Genomic DNA, 12,309 nt, shown 5'->3' with positions numbered 1-12,309 from the left:
CGGCGGTCCGTGATCGCGCGTCGGCACCGACCACGCTAACGCCGCCGGGCCGCCGAACCCGCATCGATCATGATTTTCCCGCTCCGGGAGTGGTCCTCGGGCGGGCGCGCCCGGTCACACGTCGCCGTACGCCTCGCCGCCCAGCTCCAGTGTGGCGGTCCCCGCGGTCGCGTCGGCCAGCCAGGCGGTGAACGCCTCGACGTCGGCGTCCGGCAGCCCGATGCCGAGGGTGACGCCCTCGGCGTACCGCACCTCGCGGACGTCCCGCCCGGTGGCCCGCAGGTCGTTCTCCAGCTTTCCCGCCCGCTGGTGGTCGACGTGGACCGTCGCCAGCCGGAAGCGCTGCCGGGTGAGGGTGCCGAGCGTGTCGAGGGCCTCGCCGACCACTCCCCCGTACGCCCGGATCAGCCCGCCCGCGCCGAGTTTGACCCCGCCGTAGTAGCGGGTGACGACCGCCACCACGTACCGCATCTCCCGTCGCATGAGCATCTGGAGCATCGGGACACCCGCGGTGCCGCCGGGTTCGCCGTCGTCGCTCGCCTTCTGCACGGAGGCGTCGGCGCCGATCACGTACGCGAAGCAGTTGTGGGAGGCGGTCGGATGTTCCTTGCGGACGCGGGCGACGAAGTCCTGCGCCTCCTGTTCGGTGGCGGCGGGGGCGAGGGAGCACAGGAAGCGGGATCGGTTGATCTCGCTCTCGTGCACACCCGCGCGGGCGACGGTCCGGTACTGCTCCTGCATCCGTCCACCCTATGCGCCGCCGCGCGGGCGGATCCCGGCGGGAATGGGCGGGCGGGGCTCGGCGGTTGTCCCGGCATGAGCACAGACGGCGGGTACGCGGACGCGGAGACGATCAGGCGGATTCTTCGGGACACGGGCGACACCTGGGCGGTGGTGGGCCTGTCGGCCAACCGCTCCCGGGCGGCCTTCGGCGTGGCGGAGGTCCTTCAGCGGTTCGGCAAGCGCGTGGTGCCGGTGCACCCGAAGGCGGAGACGGTGCACGGGGAGCAGGGGTACGCCTCGCTGGCGGACATCCCCTTCCCGGTCGATGTGGTGGACGTGTTCGTCAACAGCGGGCTGGCGGGCGGGGTCGCGGACGAGGCGGTGGCGGTGGGCGCGAAGGCGGTGTGGTTCCAGCTCGGCGTGGTGGACCCGGCCGCCCTCGATCGGACCCGGGCCGCAGGGTTGGACATGGTCATGGACCGGTGCCCCGCGATCGAGATCCCGCTGCTGGCCCGGCGCGGCTGAACGGCCCGGGTGTGGGGGACGCCCCGGGGCGGGAAGGATCCCCGCCGTGGACGATGTGATCGACGAGGACCGGACGAGTGCCGCGCTGACCGCACTGGGCGTACGGCCCGGCGAGGTGCTGCTGGTACACGCCTCGCTGCGGTCGGTGGGACCGGTGGCGGACGGTGCGCGCGGTGTGCTGGGCGCGCTGCGCCGGGCGGTGGGCCCGGCGGGGACGGTGGTGGTTCCCTCGTTCACCCCGGAGAACTCCGACACCTCCCCGCACTTCCGCGAGCGGGTGCGGGATCTGGACGCCGGGGCGGTCGACGCCGTGCGCGCCTCGATGGAGCCGTACGACCCGGCCCTGACCCCCGCGCCGTCGATGGGAGCGCTGGCCGAGTCCGTGCGCACGGCGGCGGGGGCCGGGCGCAGCGCGCATCCGCAGACCTCGTTCGCGGCGCTGGGACCAGGGGCGGCTCGGCTGCTCGCCGGGCACCGGGCCGACTGCCATCTCGGCGAGGATTCGCCGCTCGCCCGGCTCTACGAGGCGGATGCCCGGATCCTGCTGCTCGGCACGGACTGGGCCACCTGTACGGCGTTCCACCTGGGCGAGTACCGGATGCCCGGTCCGCCGCGCCGGAGCTACCGCTGTGTGGTGGCGGCGCGGGGGGTGCGCCGGTGGTGGGAGTACGAGGACGTCGCCCTGGACGACGGGGACTTCGCCGCCCTGGGCGCGGCGTTCGAGTCGGCGGCCGCCGAGGGTGACGTACGCCGCGGGAGCCTGGGGGCGGCCGACTGCCGGCTGGTGCGGATGCGGGCCGCCGTCGACTTCGCCACCGGCTGGCTCACGGAGCACCGGCCGGCGGAGCGCTGACCCGGCCGACCGGGGGGCTCAGACGCCGAGCCCCTCGACGAGGACGGCTCCCGGGAGAGCGGCGAGCGCCTTGCCGGGGACGATGAGCTTCCCGCGCCGGCTGCCGCTGCCGATCAGGACCCACTCCTCGTCCACCACGGCGGGGTCCAGCAGGAGGGGCCAGGCGGCGGGCAGGCCGACCGGGGTGATGCCGCCGTACTCCATGCCGCTCTCGCCGACCGCCGTGTCCATCGACGCGAAGGAGGCCTTACGGGCTCCGAGGTGCTTGCGGACCGCGCCGTTGACGTCGACCCGGGTGCGGGAGAGCACCACGCAGGCGGCGAGGGTGACGTCCTGGCCGCGCTTGCCGGCCACCACGACGCAGTTGGCCGAGGTGTCGAGCAGTTCCACGCCGTGGTGTTCGGCGAAGACCGCCGTGTCCGCGACGGCCGGGTCGCTGTCGACGTGGATGACCTGCTCGGCGGTGAACCCGCCCCAGCCGGCGGTCAGGGCCGCGACGACGGGGGCGGGGAGCAGGTCCAGCCGTTCCGCGGCGGGAGCGGCGTCCTCGAAGGTACCGATGGGTGCGCGCATGGCGCTCACGCTAACAGCGGCGGGTGCGGGGGTGTCCGGGCGTCTCAGCGGACGGGCGGGATGGCGACGGCCATGGTGAACACGGCCGGTTCGCCGCCCTCGTTGCGGTAGCCGTGCGGCAGGTGCGCCGCGAAGGCGGCGGAGGTCCCGGCGGGGACGGGATGGGTGCGGCCGTCGACGAGGAGGGTCAGTTCGCCCTCGGTCACATGCAGGAGTTCGACGGTGCCCTCGGGGTGCGGGTCGGAGGAGCTGCCCTCCCCGGGCATCAGCCGCCAGGTCCACAGCTCGAGCGGTCCCCGTGCCTCGGCGCCGACGAGCAGGGTGGTGGAGCTGCCCGCTTCGGTGGACCACATGCGGACGGCCTGGCTCTCCGGGACCAGCCGGACCTGGGTGCCCTGCTCGTGGTCGAGGAGGGTGGTGATGCTGACCCCGAGCGCGTCGGCCAGTTTGACCGTGATGCCGACGCTCGGGTTCGTGCGCGCCTGCTCGATCTGGATGATCATCCCGCGGCTGACGCCCGCGCGGGCCGCGAGGGCGTCGAGAGTGAAGCCGCGCTCCCCGCGCCAGCGCTTGAGATTGCGGGCCAGCGACTGGGTGAGCTGGTCGAGGTCGGACACGTACCGTCCCTGCGGTGGATGGCGGAGTGCGGGTGGCTGAGTCGCGTACGGCGGATGCCGGGGTCAAGAATATTGCACTGCCCTGCGGTGCACTCCCCCGTGCGGCGGGCCGTACCGCCACCGCCGCCCGCGTTACGGCGTCTCCCGCGCCTCGTCCAGGTCGGCGAGGGCCAGCAGCTGCTCGGGCGTGACTCCCTCGGGGATCGGCACGGGCGCGGGTGTGCGCAGGGGCGGCTGCCAGCCCTGCTCCCGGTCCCAGGTGCGGACGACGCGGGCGGGGGCCCCGGCGACCACCGCGTGGTCGGGGACCTCGCCCCGGACGACCGCGCCCGCGGCGACCACGACGTTCCGGCCGAGCCGGGCGCCGGGCAGGATCACCGCGCCGGTGCCGATCCAGCAGCCGGGGCCGATCGCCACCGGTTCCATCCGGGGCCACTGCTTGCCCACGGGCTCGTGCGGGTCGTCGTAGCTGTGGTTGGTGGAGGTGATGTAGACGTACGGACCGCAGTACGTGTCCGGGCCGATCGACACGGTCGTGTCCGCGATCACATGGCTGCCGCGCCCCAGCACCACCCCGTCGCCGAGGGTGAGGACGGTGTCGGGCCCCAGGTCCAGGTCCGGCATCATCCCGGCGGTGAGCGTGACCTGCTCGCCGATGACGCAGTGCGCGCCGAGCTCGATCCAGGGCTCCCCGAACACGGTCCCCTGCGGGAAGGCGAGCCGGGTCCCCGTACCGATCGCGCGGAACCGCAGCCGCCCGGGGTGCTCGGCGGTGACCGCGCCCGCCCGCTGCGCCCAGGCCCAGCCGCGGTGGACCGCGCGGGAGGCGGCGCGGCGCGGCCAGCGGGCGAGGGAGGAGAACGCGTTTCGGTTCTTCGGCACGCGCTCACGGTAGTCGGCGGCGCGATCGGCGATCCGCGCGGTGACCTGTGATGTTCGCCCCACTGCGCGGCGTGTGCCGGGAGCCGTCGCCTACCGTGTGGATCGGCCTGATCCAGCGGGGAGGGCCCAGGAGCACCACACCGGCGCGAAGGAGCAGGCGATGGCGGAGCAGGCGTTGATCACGGGCATGGGCGGCAAGGAGCCGGACATCGACGTGGACGCGTTCGTGGCCCCGACGTCCGTGGTGATCGGCGAGGTGACGCTCGCCCCGGGCTCCAGCGTCTGGTACCAGGCCGTGCTGCGCGCCGACTGCGGTCCCATCACGCTGGGCCCCGACAGCAACATCCAGGACAACTGCAGCGTGCATACCGACCCCGGGTTCCCGCTCACCGTGGGCGCGCGGGTCTCGGTCGGCCACAACGCGGTGCTGCACGGCTGTGTGATCGAGGACGACGTGCTGGTCGGCATGGGCGCCACGGTGCTCAACGGCGCGCACATCGGCGCGGGTTCGCTGATCGCGGCGCAGGCTCTGGTCCCGCAGGGGATGCGGGTGCCGCCGGGCTCGCTCGTCGCGGGGGTGCCGGCGAAGGTGAAGCGGCCGCTGACCGCCGAGGAGCTGGCGGGCATCCGCTTCAACGCGGCCGGGTACGTGGAGCTGGCGAAGGCCCACCGCGAGGCGCACGGGGCCTGACGGCCGCATCCCACCGGATACCGCGCCGGGCCGCCGCCCCTCCCGTTCCGGGGAGGGGCGGCGGCCCGGTTCTCGTTCCCGTACGGCCGTCGTCAGCCGTTGGGGCGCAGGGTCCACACGACGGTCATCTCGCCGGTGACCGCGCCGTCGGCGCGCCGGATCTCGATGGCGACGGGGAATTCCGGCCGCTGACCGGCGTCCAGCTCGGCGACGACGTCGGCGATGGGGCGGCCGAGGGTCGCGGTCGCCGTGACCTCGCCCATGGCGAGCTTCTTGTAGCCGATCTCGGCCTTCACGGCGAGCGGCACGGCACGCGACATCTGGTCGCCGAAGGCGGCGATGACGATCGCGCCGCTGGCGGACTCGGCGAGCGTGAACATCGCTCCGGCGTGGGGTCCGCCGACGTGGTTGTGGTATTCCGCCTGGTCGGGCAGCCGGACGACGGCGCGCTCCGGGGTGGTCTCCACGAATTCGAGGTTGAGGGTCCGGGCCATCGGGACCGTCGCGACGAGCATCTCGCCCACGGTCATCTGTTCAGCGCTCATGGACCGAAGGTTACTCATGAGTAGCCACGTTTGGCCATCCCTTGTGACGGCTCTGGGACAGGGCGGCCGTAGCAGTGGGCGCGTGACCCATCTATGGTTACTGGCCATGTGGCCAGGACAGCAGCCGCCCGGGGGCGAGCAGAACCCGCAGGACCAGAACCCGTACCAGCAGCCGGGGTACCAGCAGCCGAATCCCTATCAGCAACCGGGATATCCGCCGCAGGGCCAACCGGGGCAGCCCACGGAGCCGGGTTACGGCTATCCGCAGGGCCCGCCCGGTGGGCAGCCGGGGTACCAACAGCCCAATCCCTACCAACAGCCGACAGTGCCGCAGCACGCGGTTCCGGGTCCGCCCGGCAGCCCGAAGCCCGGCGACGACAAGAAGAAGACGACGATCGTGGCGATCGTCGCGGCGACCGCGGTCGTCGTGGCCGCGGCCGTCACGGGCGTCGTCGTTCTGGGCAAGGACGACGACGGCGGCAAGACCGTCGCCGACGACAAGAAGTCCGCGTCGCCGAGCGCCAAGCCCAGCGAATCGGCCACCGGCACCGCGCCGGTGGAGAACCCGCGGGGTTCCGAGGGCGACCCCAAGCCGGTCATTCCGGGCTGGAAGGTCGTCACCAACCCCAAGTGGGGCACGCAGTTCGACGTTCCCGGTGACTGGGAGGTCGCGGGCTCGGGAGTCTTCTCCGGCTTCGAGGACGCCAAGAAGCCCGACGGCCCGCCGGCCGCCGGCTTCTCCGCGCCCGCCTACTACAAGAGCAAATGGTGCGTCGACGACTCCGACGGCGACGGCAGCGAGGAGGACACCGGACTGGCCGGCGTCGGGACGAAGGGCGCCCAGGGCGCCAAGAGCACCGACGAGGCCGCGACGAACGAGGCCGCCAACTGGGTGTGGGCCCCTTACGCCCAGCTGGACCCGAAGTCCAAGGTCAAGATCGGCAAGGCCAAGCCCTACACCACCAAGTCGGGTCTCTCCGGCAGCGTTGTGCAGGCCACCGCCCTGGGCCTGGCCAAGAAGGAGAAGTGCGACACCGACGGCAAGTCCATCGCCTTCTCCTTCAAGAACTCCAAGGGCGATTACTCGACCTGGATCCTCCACGCCAACGCCGGCGTCAAGGACGAGCTCCCGGACACGACGATCCAGCAGATTCTGAGCACGGTCCGCCTCGCGGGTGAGCCCACCGGCTGACACCCGCTCCTGATCGCCCCGTCCCGCCCCGCCCCGGTCGCCGGGAGCCTCAGCCGACGCTGAAGGCCCCGTCGGGCGGTTCGGGCGAGGCGACCGCGTCCCCGTCCGCCACCGGGCGGGCCCCACCGAGGAACCGGGCCAGCGCATCGCCATGGGTGACCCGGGCCGGAAACGCGTCGGCGGCGCAGCGCCGGACGAGCGGGGCCACGTCGAGCGGCGCGTGGGAGGCGAGGAGGACGACGTTGCCGAAGCGCCGCCCGCGCAGCACCGCCGGTTCGCCGATCAGCGCGAGTTCCGGGAAGACCGCGGCGAAGTTCGCCAGCTGCGAGCGGAGGAAGGCGAACGGTGCGCTGTCGGCCAGGTTGGCCGCGTAGATCCCGTCCTCGCGCAGCGCCCGGCCGGTGGCCCGCGCGTACTCCACGGAGGTGAGGTGCGCCGGAATCCGGGAGCCGCCGAAGACGTCCGCGATCAGGAGGTCGGCGGACGCGGGGGGCGTCGCCTCCAGCCACTCCCGGGCGTCGGCCGCGTGCGGGGTGATGCCGCTCCCTTCGGGCAGCGGCAGATGCTCCTGGACCAGCCGCAGCAGAGCCCGGTCCGCGTCGACGACGTCCTGCCGCGAGCCGGGGCGGGTCACGGCCACGTAGCGGGGCAGGGTCAGCGCCCCGCCGCCGAGGTGCAGGACGTCCAGGGGCGCGCCCGGCTCCGCCGCGCCGTCCACGACGTGAGCGAGCCGCGTCACGTACTCGAACTCCAGGTAGGATGGGTCGTCGAGGTCGACGTAGGACTGGGGCGCGCCGTCGACCGTGAGCAGCCAGGCCCGGTCGCGGTCCACGTCGGGCAGCAGCCGGGCGGTGCCGCAGTCGACCTCGCGGATGACGGGTATCGGCTCGTTCACCTCTCCATTGTCGCGGGTCCGCCGGGCCCCTCGCGCACCGCTGCCCGCCACCTCTGATCCCAGAGGTGGCGGGCAGGTGCATCGTCAGAGCAGGCCGGTGACCGTGCCCGCGCCGACGGTGCGGCCGCCCTCGCGGATCGCGAAGCCGAGGCCGGACTCCAGCGGGACGTCACGGCCCAGCTCCACGGTCATCGTGACCGTGTCGCCGGGGCGCGCGACCGCCGCGTCGCCGAGGTCGACATCGCCGACGACGTCCGCCGTACGGATGTAGAACTGAGGCCGGTAGCCGGTGGCGACCGGGGTCGACCGGCCGCCCTCCTTCGTCGACAGGACGTACACCTGGGCGGTGAACCGGCGGCTGGGCACCACGCTGCCGGGCGCGGCCACGACATGGCCGCGGCGGACCCGGTCGCGCTCCACCCCGCGCAGCAGCAGCGCCACGTTGTCCCCCGCCTCGGCGGATTCCATCGGCTTGCCGAAGGTCTCCAGACCGGTGACGACCGTCTCGATGTCCGCGCCCAGCACCGCGACCCGGTCACCGACGCGGACGGTGCCGCGCTCGACCGCGCCGGTGACGACGGTGCCCCGGCCGGTGATGGTCAGGACGTTCTCCACGGACAGCAGGAACGGCGCGTCGGTGTAGCGCACCGGCATCGGCACGTAGGTGTCGACGGCGTCCAGCAGCCCTTCGATCGCCGCCGTCCAGCGCGGGTCGCCCTCCAGCGCCTTGAGCCCGGAGACCCGGACCACGGGGACGGTGTCGCCGCCGTACCCGTGCGCGGAGAGCAGGTCGCGGACCTCCAGCTCGACCAGGTCGGTCAGCTCGGGGTCGCCCGCGTCGGCCTTGTTGAGGGCGACGACGATGTGGTCGACGCCCACTTGGCGGGCCAGCAGGACGTGCTCGGCGGTCTGCGGCATGATCCCGTCGAGCGCGGAGACGACGAGGATCGCCCCGTCGAGCTGCGCCGCTCCGGTGACCATGTTCTTGATGTAGTCGGCGTGACCGGGCATGTCGACATGGGCGTAGTGGCGGGTGTCGGTCTCGTACTCGACGTGCGAGATGTTGATGGTGATGCCGCGCTGGGCCTCCTCGGGGGCCCGGTCGATCCGGTCGAAGGAGACGTAGGAGGTGCTGCTGCCGCCGCGCTCGCTGAGGACCTTGGTGATGGCGGCGGTGAGGGTGGTCTTGCCGTGGTCGACGTGGCCCATGGTGCCGATGTTGAGGTGCGGCTTGGTGCGCACGTAAGCCGTCTTGGACATGGCTCGTTCCTTTGAGAACTCGAAGCTGAGAAGAGAAGACCCCAGGGCCCCGCCGACCCTCCCCTCACGGGGTCCGCCGGACTGTCGGGGGAGGGTCAGCTTCGGGCGCCGCCGATGGGCGCTGCGGCAGCGGTGAACGCTGCCGCGCAGGCTGCTGCTGCGGGGAGGGCGACCTCGATGACCGCGTCGTTCACGGCAGCCTTCGGCGCGTCCGCGACTGCGGACTGCGCTGCGAGGAAGGCGTACCGGAACATGCCTCTGATCATGGCCGGGCGCGACCTGGACGTCGAATGGTTTTCGTTGAGCCTCAGAGGTTCTTGAGCGCCTCGCGCACGGAGAGCGGCGACAGGCGGGTCCTGGCGCCCTCGACGAAGTCGCGTACGGCCGCGGGATCGGTCTTCGCGTACTCCCGCAGGGCCCAGCCGATCGCCTTGCGGAGGAAGAAGTCGGGGTGGTCCGCGCGGCGCAGGCAGTAGCCGAAGAGCCGGTCGGCGTCGGTGGCTTCCCGGTAGCGCAGCTGGTGCAGCAGGGCGGTCCGGGCGGCCCAGGGACTGGGGTCGTCGATCCACCGGTCCATCTCCCGGGCGAGCGCCGGGTCGGCGGCGACCAGTGGGCCCGCGACATGCGCGGCGAGCGCGTCGACGGTGTCCCACCAGGGGACGGTGGTCACCAGGTGGTGCAGGACGGGCAGGAAGCCGGAGGTGCAGCGGCCCGCGTACCGGCGCAGGTAGTCGGCGGCGAAGTACGCGTACTCCCGCTCCGGCAGCCGCCAGCAGCGCAGCGCGATCGCCGTGCAGTCCCGCTCGTCCGGCTGTCCGAGGCCCGCCAGCACGGTCCGCGACAGGGCCCGGCGCTCGGGGGTGGGGATGCCGAGGAAGGGTGCGACGTGCTTCATGTACGCGGCGGCGGCCTCGGCCCGTACGGGGTCGGCGGCCGGGGCGTAGCCGGCGACGAGCCGCTCCAGGACGGTGTCGGCGAGGGCGCTGTCCGGCGGGACGGGGGCGTCGGCGGCGGGGTTCACGCGACGCACATTACGGCGATCACATGGCGTTTTCGGTTACTCTCCCCGCATGTTCGACCCCGTCCCCACCGCCCGGCCCGCCTCTGGCACGGCCCTGCGCCTCTCCAGGGCGCTGTTGTCGCCGTGGTCCCGGTTCTCGCTGCTCGTGGTGGTCCTGCTCGGGGCCGCGTCGACGATGCTGTTGTTCGAACCACAGCGGCTGCTGGCGTCGGGCTGGCCGCCCCAGCTGACCGGCAGCGCGGCCGCGATGCTCTTCGGCCTGGCGTACGGGGCGCTGACGGTGGCGTTCGTGCCGCGACCGCTGCTCAACATCGCCGCGGGCGCGCTGTTCGGCGCGCAGACGGGTCTGGCGGCGGCGCTGGCGGGCACGGTGCTGGGCGCGGGCGTGTCGTTCATGCTGGGCCGTGTACTGGGCCAGGACGCGCTGCGGACCCTGCTGCGCGGGAGGCTCCTGACCGCGGCGGACGGGGTGCTGAGCCGGCACGGCTTCCGGTCCGTCCTGGCGCTGCGGCTCTTTCCCGGGATCCCGTTCGCCGCCGCCAACTACTGTGCGGCGACCTCGCGGATGGGGTGTCCGCCGTTCCTCCTCGCCACCGGACTCGGGTCGATCCCGAACACGGCGGCGTACGTGATCGCGGGCAGCGAGGCCGCGTCGCCGACCTCTCCGGTGTTCCTGGCAGCGATGGGCTTCATCGTGATCTCCGGTCTCGGCGGGGCGCTGGTCGCCTGGCGCAAGCGCCACCGGCTGGGCCGCGAAGCTCCGCAGGACTGACCCGGCGGGCTCGGGGGGCGGTCGGCCGGGCGTTCACTTTCAGGCGATACGCTGCCCGCGACCGACAAAGGATCTCCGGGGCCCATGGCCCCTTCTTCCTGATGTCCTTGACCGTACTCCGCACGCCGCATGCCGCCGACGGGCCCACCGGCCCGCTGTTCGCGGCCGATGCACGATCACCTCCGGGATGGCCGAAGCCCCATGAGCTGGTTCGAATCATTCGTCCTGGGACTCGTTCAGGGACTGACCGAGTTCCTGCCGATCTCCTCCAGCGCGCACCTGCGGCTGACGGCCGCGTTCGCCGGCTGGCACGACCCGGGGGCGGCGTTCACCGCGATCTCCCAGATCGGGACGGAGGCGGCGGTGCTCATCTACTTCCGCAAGGACATCGCACGGATCCTGTCGGCCTGGTTCCGCTCGCTGACGGACCGTTCGATGCGCGGTGACCACGACGCCCAGATGGGCTGGCTGGTCATCGTCGGCTCGATCCCCATCGGCGTGCTGGGCATCACGCTCAAGGACCACATCGAGGGCCCGTTCCGCGATCTGCGGCTGATCGCGACGACGCTGATCGCCATGGGCATCGTGCTGGGCATCGCCGACCGGCTGGCCGCGCGCGACGAGACGGGCGGCAGGCACCGTGTGGTGAAGGAGCGCAAGACGCTCAAGGAGCTGGGGATCAGGGACGGTCTGATCTTCGGGTTCTGCCAGGCGATGGCGCTGGTCCCCGGGGTCTCCCGTTCGGGCGCGACGATCAGCGGTGGTCTGCTGATGGGCTACACCCGCGAGTCGGCCGCCCGCTACTCCTTCCTGCTGGCGATCCCCGCCGTGCTCGCCTCGGGCGCCTACGAGCTCAAGGACGTGGGCGAGGGGCATATCTCCTGGGGTCCGACGATCTTCGCGACCCTGGTGGCGTTCTTCGTCGGATACGCCGTCATCGCGTGGTTCATGAAATTCATCACCACCAAGAGCTTCATGCCCTTCGTCATCTACCGCGTCCTGCTCGGCATCGTCCTCTTCATTCTGATCTGGGCCGGGGTCCTCAGCCCGCACGCGGGTGAGTCGGCGGGCTGATCCCTCGGTGTGCGCCCCGCCCGGGAGCAGCCGGGCGGGGCGATCCAGCAGCGCGGATAGATGTCCCCACCGTACGGCGGGGGTCTGACAACGCCGGGGGCTCGGGCTTGACCGGGCCTCAGGCCCGCACCGGCGTCAGGCCGGTGGCGGCCAGGACCGCGTCGACCGTCTCGGCCACGGTCAGCTCCGCGCTGTCGATCCAGATCTTCTCGTCGGCCAGTTCCGCGCGCAGCACCGCCTCCAGCGGGGACCAGTCCGTCGTCAGCGTCTTGTCCCGGGCGAGGTTGCGCTCCCCTGCCTTCGCCGCGCCCGGGGCGAGGACCACGCAGTGCAGCGGTCCGCCGGTGAGCGCGGCACGGTAGAAGTCGAGGTGGGCACGGCGTACGACGACGTCGTCGATGACCGGGAGGAAACCCGCGGCGACGAAACTGTCCGCCAGCAGGCAGGCGTTGCGGGCCCGGAGGAAGATCTGCCGGTCCGCCTCCTCGTCCCGCTCGGGCGAGGGCCACCGGCCGCCGGAGACGATGAGTCCCTGGAGGGCGTCCACCTCGATGTGGGCGGCGGCGGCGAACCGGGCGGCGAGCGCCGCGGCCACCGTGCTCTTGCCGCTGCCGGGGATGCCGGTCAACAGGACCGTGCCCGCCGCCGGCTCGGTGTCCACCGGTACCTCTGCCCAGCCCATGGCC

At 72.8% G+C, this 12,309-nt stretch carries 16 protein-coding genes; 6 read left to right on the top strand and 10 right to left on the bottom strand.

Going from position 1 to position 12,309, the window contains the following annotated elements; genetic code table 11:
• Positions 1-114: 114 nt before the first annotated feature.
• A complete protein-coding gene (locus ACH4UK_RS30380; protein WP_398361412.1) occupies positions 115-741 on the bottom strand; it encodes a YigZ family protein in 627 nt (208 codons plus the stop codon).
• A gap of 75 nt (positions 742-816) precedes the next feature.
• On the opposite strand from ACH4UK_RS30380, the gene ACH4UK_RS30375 reads away from it, so the two are divergent.
• Together ACH4UK_RS30375 and ACH4UK_RS30370 are read left to right on the top strand one after the other, a co-directional pair.
• Positions 817-1,248 (top strand): CoA-binding protein, encoded by a 432-nt coding sequence (locus ACH4UK_RS30375; protein ID WP_398361410.1) that lies wholly within the window; start codon positions 817-819, stop codon positions 1,246-1,248.
• A gap of 55 nt (positions 1,249-1,303) precedes the next feature.
• On the top strand, positions 1,304-2,101 hold the full coding sequence (locus ACH4UK_RS30370; protein ID WP_398361861.1) for an aminoglycoside N(3)-acetyltransferase: 798 nt from the start codon (positions 1,304-1,306) through the stop codon (positions 2,099-2,101).
• A gap of 18 nt (positions 2,102-2,119) precedes the next feature.
• Here the strand turns inward: ACH4UK_RS30370 and ACH4UK_RS30365 are convergent, their stop codons facing one another.
• The 3 genes from ACH4UK_RS30365 to ACH4UK_RS30355 form a co-directional block, all read right to left on the bottom strand.
• Positions 2,120-2,674 carry a YbaK/EbsC family protein gene (locus ACH4UK_RS30365; protein WP_398361409.1) on the bottom strand — a complete coding sequence of 185 codons (555 nt, stop codon included), beginning with the start codon at positions 2,672-2,674 and terminating at the stop codon, positions 2,120-2,122.
• A 44-nt stretch (positions 2,675-2,718) separates the two neighbouring features.
• On the bottom strand, positions 2,719-3,291 hold the full coding sequence (locus ACH4UK_RS30360; RefSeq protein WP_398361407.1) for a helix-turn-helix domain-containing protein: 573 nt from the start codon (positions 3,289-3,291) through the stop codon (positions 2,719-2,721).
• Between the two features lie 132 nt (positions 3,292-3,423).
• Positions 3,424-4,173, bottom strand: coding sequence for an acyltransferase (locus tag ACH4UK_RS30355; protein WP_398361405.1), 750 nt, complete (start codon positions 4,171-4,173; stop codon positions 3,424-3,426).
• A gap of 160 nt (positions 4,174-4,333) precedes the next feature.
• On the opposite strand from ACH4UK_RS30355, the gene ACH4UK_RS30350 reads away from it, so the two are divergent.
• A complete protein-coding gene (locus ACH4UK_RS30350; protein WP_398361404.1) occupies positions 4,334-4,864 on the top strand; it encodes a gamma carbonic anhydrase family protein in 531 nt (176 codons plus the stop codon).
• A gap of 92 nt (positions 4,865-4,956) precedes the next feature.
• On the opposite strand, the gene ACH4UK_RS30345 is transcribed toward ACH4UK_RS30350, so the two are convergent.
• The gene (locus tag ACH4UK_RS30345; protein WP_398361859.1) at positions 4,957-5,394 is read right to left on the bottom strand and encodes a DUF4442 domain-containing protein; all 438 of its coding nucleotides are present in this window, start codon (positions 5,392-5,394) and stop codon (positions 4,957-4,959) included.
• Positions 5,395-5,515: 121 nt separating this feature from the next.
• On the opposite strand from ACH4UK_RS30345, the gene ACH4UK_RS30340 reads away from it, so the two are divergent.
• The gene (locus ACH4UK_RS30340; RefSeq protein ID WP_398361402.1) at positions 5,516-6,601 is read left to right on the top strand and encodes a hypothetical protein; all 1,086 of its coding nucleotides are present in this window, start codon (positions 5,516-5,518) and stop codon (positions 6,599-6,601) included.
• A gap of 49 nt (positions 6,602-6,650) precedes the next feature.
• Here ACH4UK_RS30340 and ACH4UK_RS30335 read toward each other — a convergent pair whose 3' ends face one another.
• The 4 genes from ACH4UK_RS30335 to ACH4UK_RS30320 form a co-directional block, all read right to left on the bottom strand.
• A complete protein-coding gene (locus ACH4UK_RS30335; RefSeq protein ID WP_398361400.1) occupies positions 6,651-7,496 on the bottom strand; it encodes a spermidine synthase in 846 nt (281 codons plus the stop codon).
• A gap of 84 nt (positions 7,497-7,580) precedes the next feature.
• Positions 7,581-8,756: an elongation factor Tu gene (gene tuf, locus ACH4UK_RS30330; protein ID WP_398361398.1), complete on the bottom strand. Its 1,176-nt coding sequence runs from the start codon at positions 8,754-8,756 to the stop codon at positions 7,581-7,583.
• Between the two features lie 95 nt (positions 8,757-8,851).
• Positions 8,852-9,010 (bottom strand): hypothetical protein, encoded by a 159-nt coding sequence (locus ACH4UK_RS30325; protein WP_398361396.1) that lies wholly within the window; start codon positions 9,008-9,010, stop codon positions 8,852-8,854.
• A gap of 53 nt (positions 9,011-9,063) precedes the next feature.
• Positions 9,064-9,777 (bottom strand): DNA alkylation repair protein, encoded by a 714-nt coding sequence (locus ACH4UK_RS30320; RefSeq protein ID WP_398361395.1) that lies wholly within the window; start codon positions 9,775-9,777, stop codon positions 9,064-9,066.
• Between the two features lie 49 nt (positions 9,778-9,826).
• On the opposite strand from ACH4UK_RS30320, the gene ACH4UK_RS30315 reads away from it, so the two are divergent.
• Together ACH4UK_RS30315 and ACH4UK_RS30310 are read left to right on the top strand one after the other, a co-directional pair.
• Positions 9,827-10,549 (top strand): TVP38/TMEM64 family protein, encoded by a 723-nt coding sequence (locus tag ACH4UK_RS30315; protein WP_398361393.1) that lies wholly within the window; start codon positions 9,827-9,829, stop codon positions 10,547-10,549.
• 201 nt (positions 10,550-10,750) lie between these two features.
• Positions 10,751-11,623: an undecaprenyl-diphosphate phosphatase gene (locus ACH4UK_RS30310; RefSeq protein ID WP_398361391.1), complete on the top strand. Its 873-nt coding sequence runs from the start codon at positions 10,751-10,753 to the stop codon at positions 11,621-11,623.
• A gap of 118 nt (positions 11,624-11,741) precedes the next feature.
• Here the strand turns inward: ACH4UK_RS30310 and ACH4UK_RS30305 are convergent, their stop codons facing one another.
• Positions 11,742-12,305, bottom strand: coding sequence for an AAA family ATPase (locus tag ACH4UK_RS30305; protein ID WP_398361389.1), 564 nt, complete (start codon positions 12,303-12,305; stop codon positions 11,742-11,744).
• Between the last annotated feature and the right edge of the window lie 4 nt (positions 12,306-12,309).

The sequence above is a fragment of the Streptomyces sp. NPDC020884 genome (assembly GCF_044333935.1).
Lineage (GTDB): Bacteria > Actinomycetota > Actinomycetes > Streptomycetales > Streptomycetaceae > Streptomyces.
The sequence above is the reverse complement of the archived record's forward strand: the minus strand, read 5'-3'. Positions and strand labels throughout refer to the sequence as shown.

Coding starts and splice junctions, on each gene's coding strand:
- ACH4UK_RS30310 (WP_398361391.1), top strand. CDS start 10,751: ATGAGCTGGTTCGAATCATTCGTCCTGGGACTCGTTCAGGGACTGACC.
- ACH4UK_RS30305 (WP_398361389.1), bottom strand. CDS start 12,305: ATGGGCTGGGCAGAGGTACCGGTGGACACCGAGCCGGCGGCGGGCACG.
- ACH4UK_RS30380 (WP_398361412.1), bottom strand. CDS start 741: ATGCAGGAGCAGTACCGGACCGTCGCCCGCGCGGGTGTGCACGAGAGC.
- ACH4UK_RS30315 (WP_398361393.1), top strand. CDS start 9,827: ATGTTCGACCCCGTCCCCACCGCCCGGCCCGCCTCTGGCACGGCCCTG.
- ACH4UK_RS30325 (WP_398361396.1), bottom strand. CDS start 9,010: ATGTTCCGGTACGCCTTCCTCGCAGCGCAGTCCGCAGTCGCGGACGCG.
- ACH4UK_RS30375 (WP_398361410.1), top strand. CDS start 817: ATGAGCACAGACGGCGGGTACGCGGACGCGGAGACGATCAGGCGGATT.
- tuf (WP_398361398.1), bottom strand. CDS start 8,756: ATGTCCAAGACGGCTTACGTGCGCACCAAGCCGCACCTCAACATCGGC.
- ACH4UK_RS30345 (WP_398361859.1), bottom strand. CDS start 5,394: ATGACCGTGGGCGAGATGCTCGTCGCGACGGTCCCGATGGCCCGGACC.
- ACH4UK_RS30340 (WP_398361402.1), top strand. CDS start 5,516: ATGTGGCCAGGACAGCAGCCGCCCGGGGGCGAGCAGAACCCGCAGGAC.
- ACH4UK_RS30365 (WP_398361409.1), bottom strand. CDS start 2,674: ATGCGCGCACCCATCGGTACCTTCGAGGACGCCGCTCCCGCCGCGGAA.
- ACH4UK_RS30350 (WP_398361404.1), top strand. CDS start 4,334: ATGGCGGAGCAGGCGTTGATCACGGGCATGGGCGGCAAGGAGCCGGAC.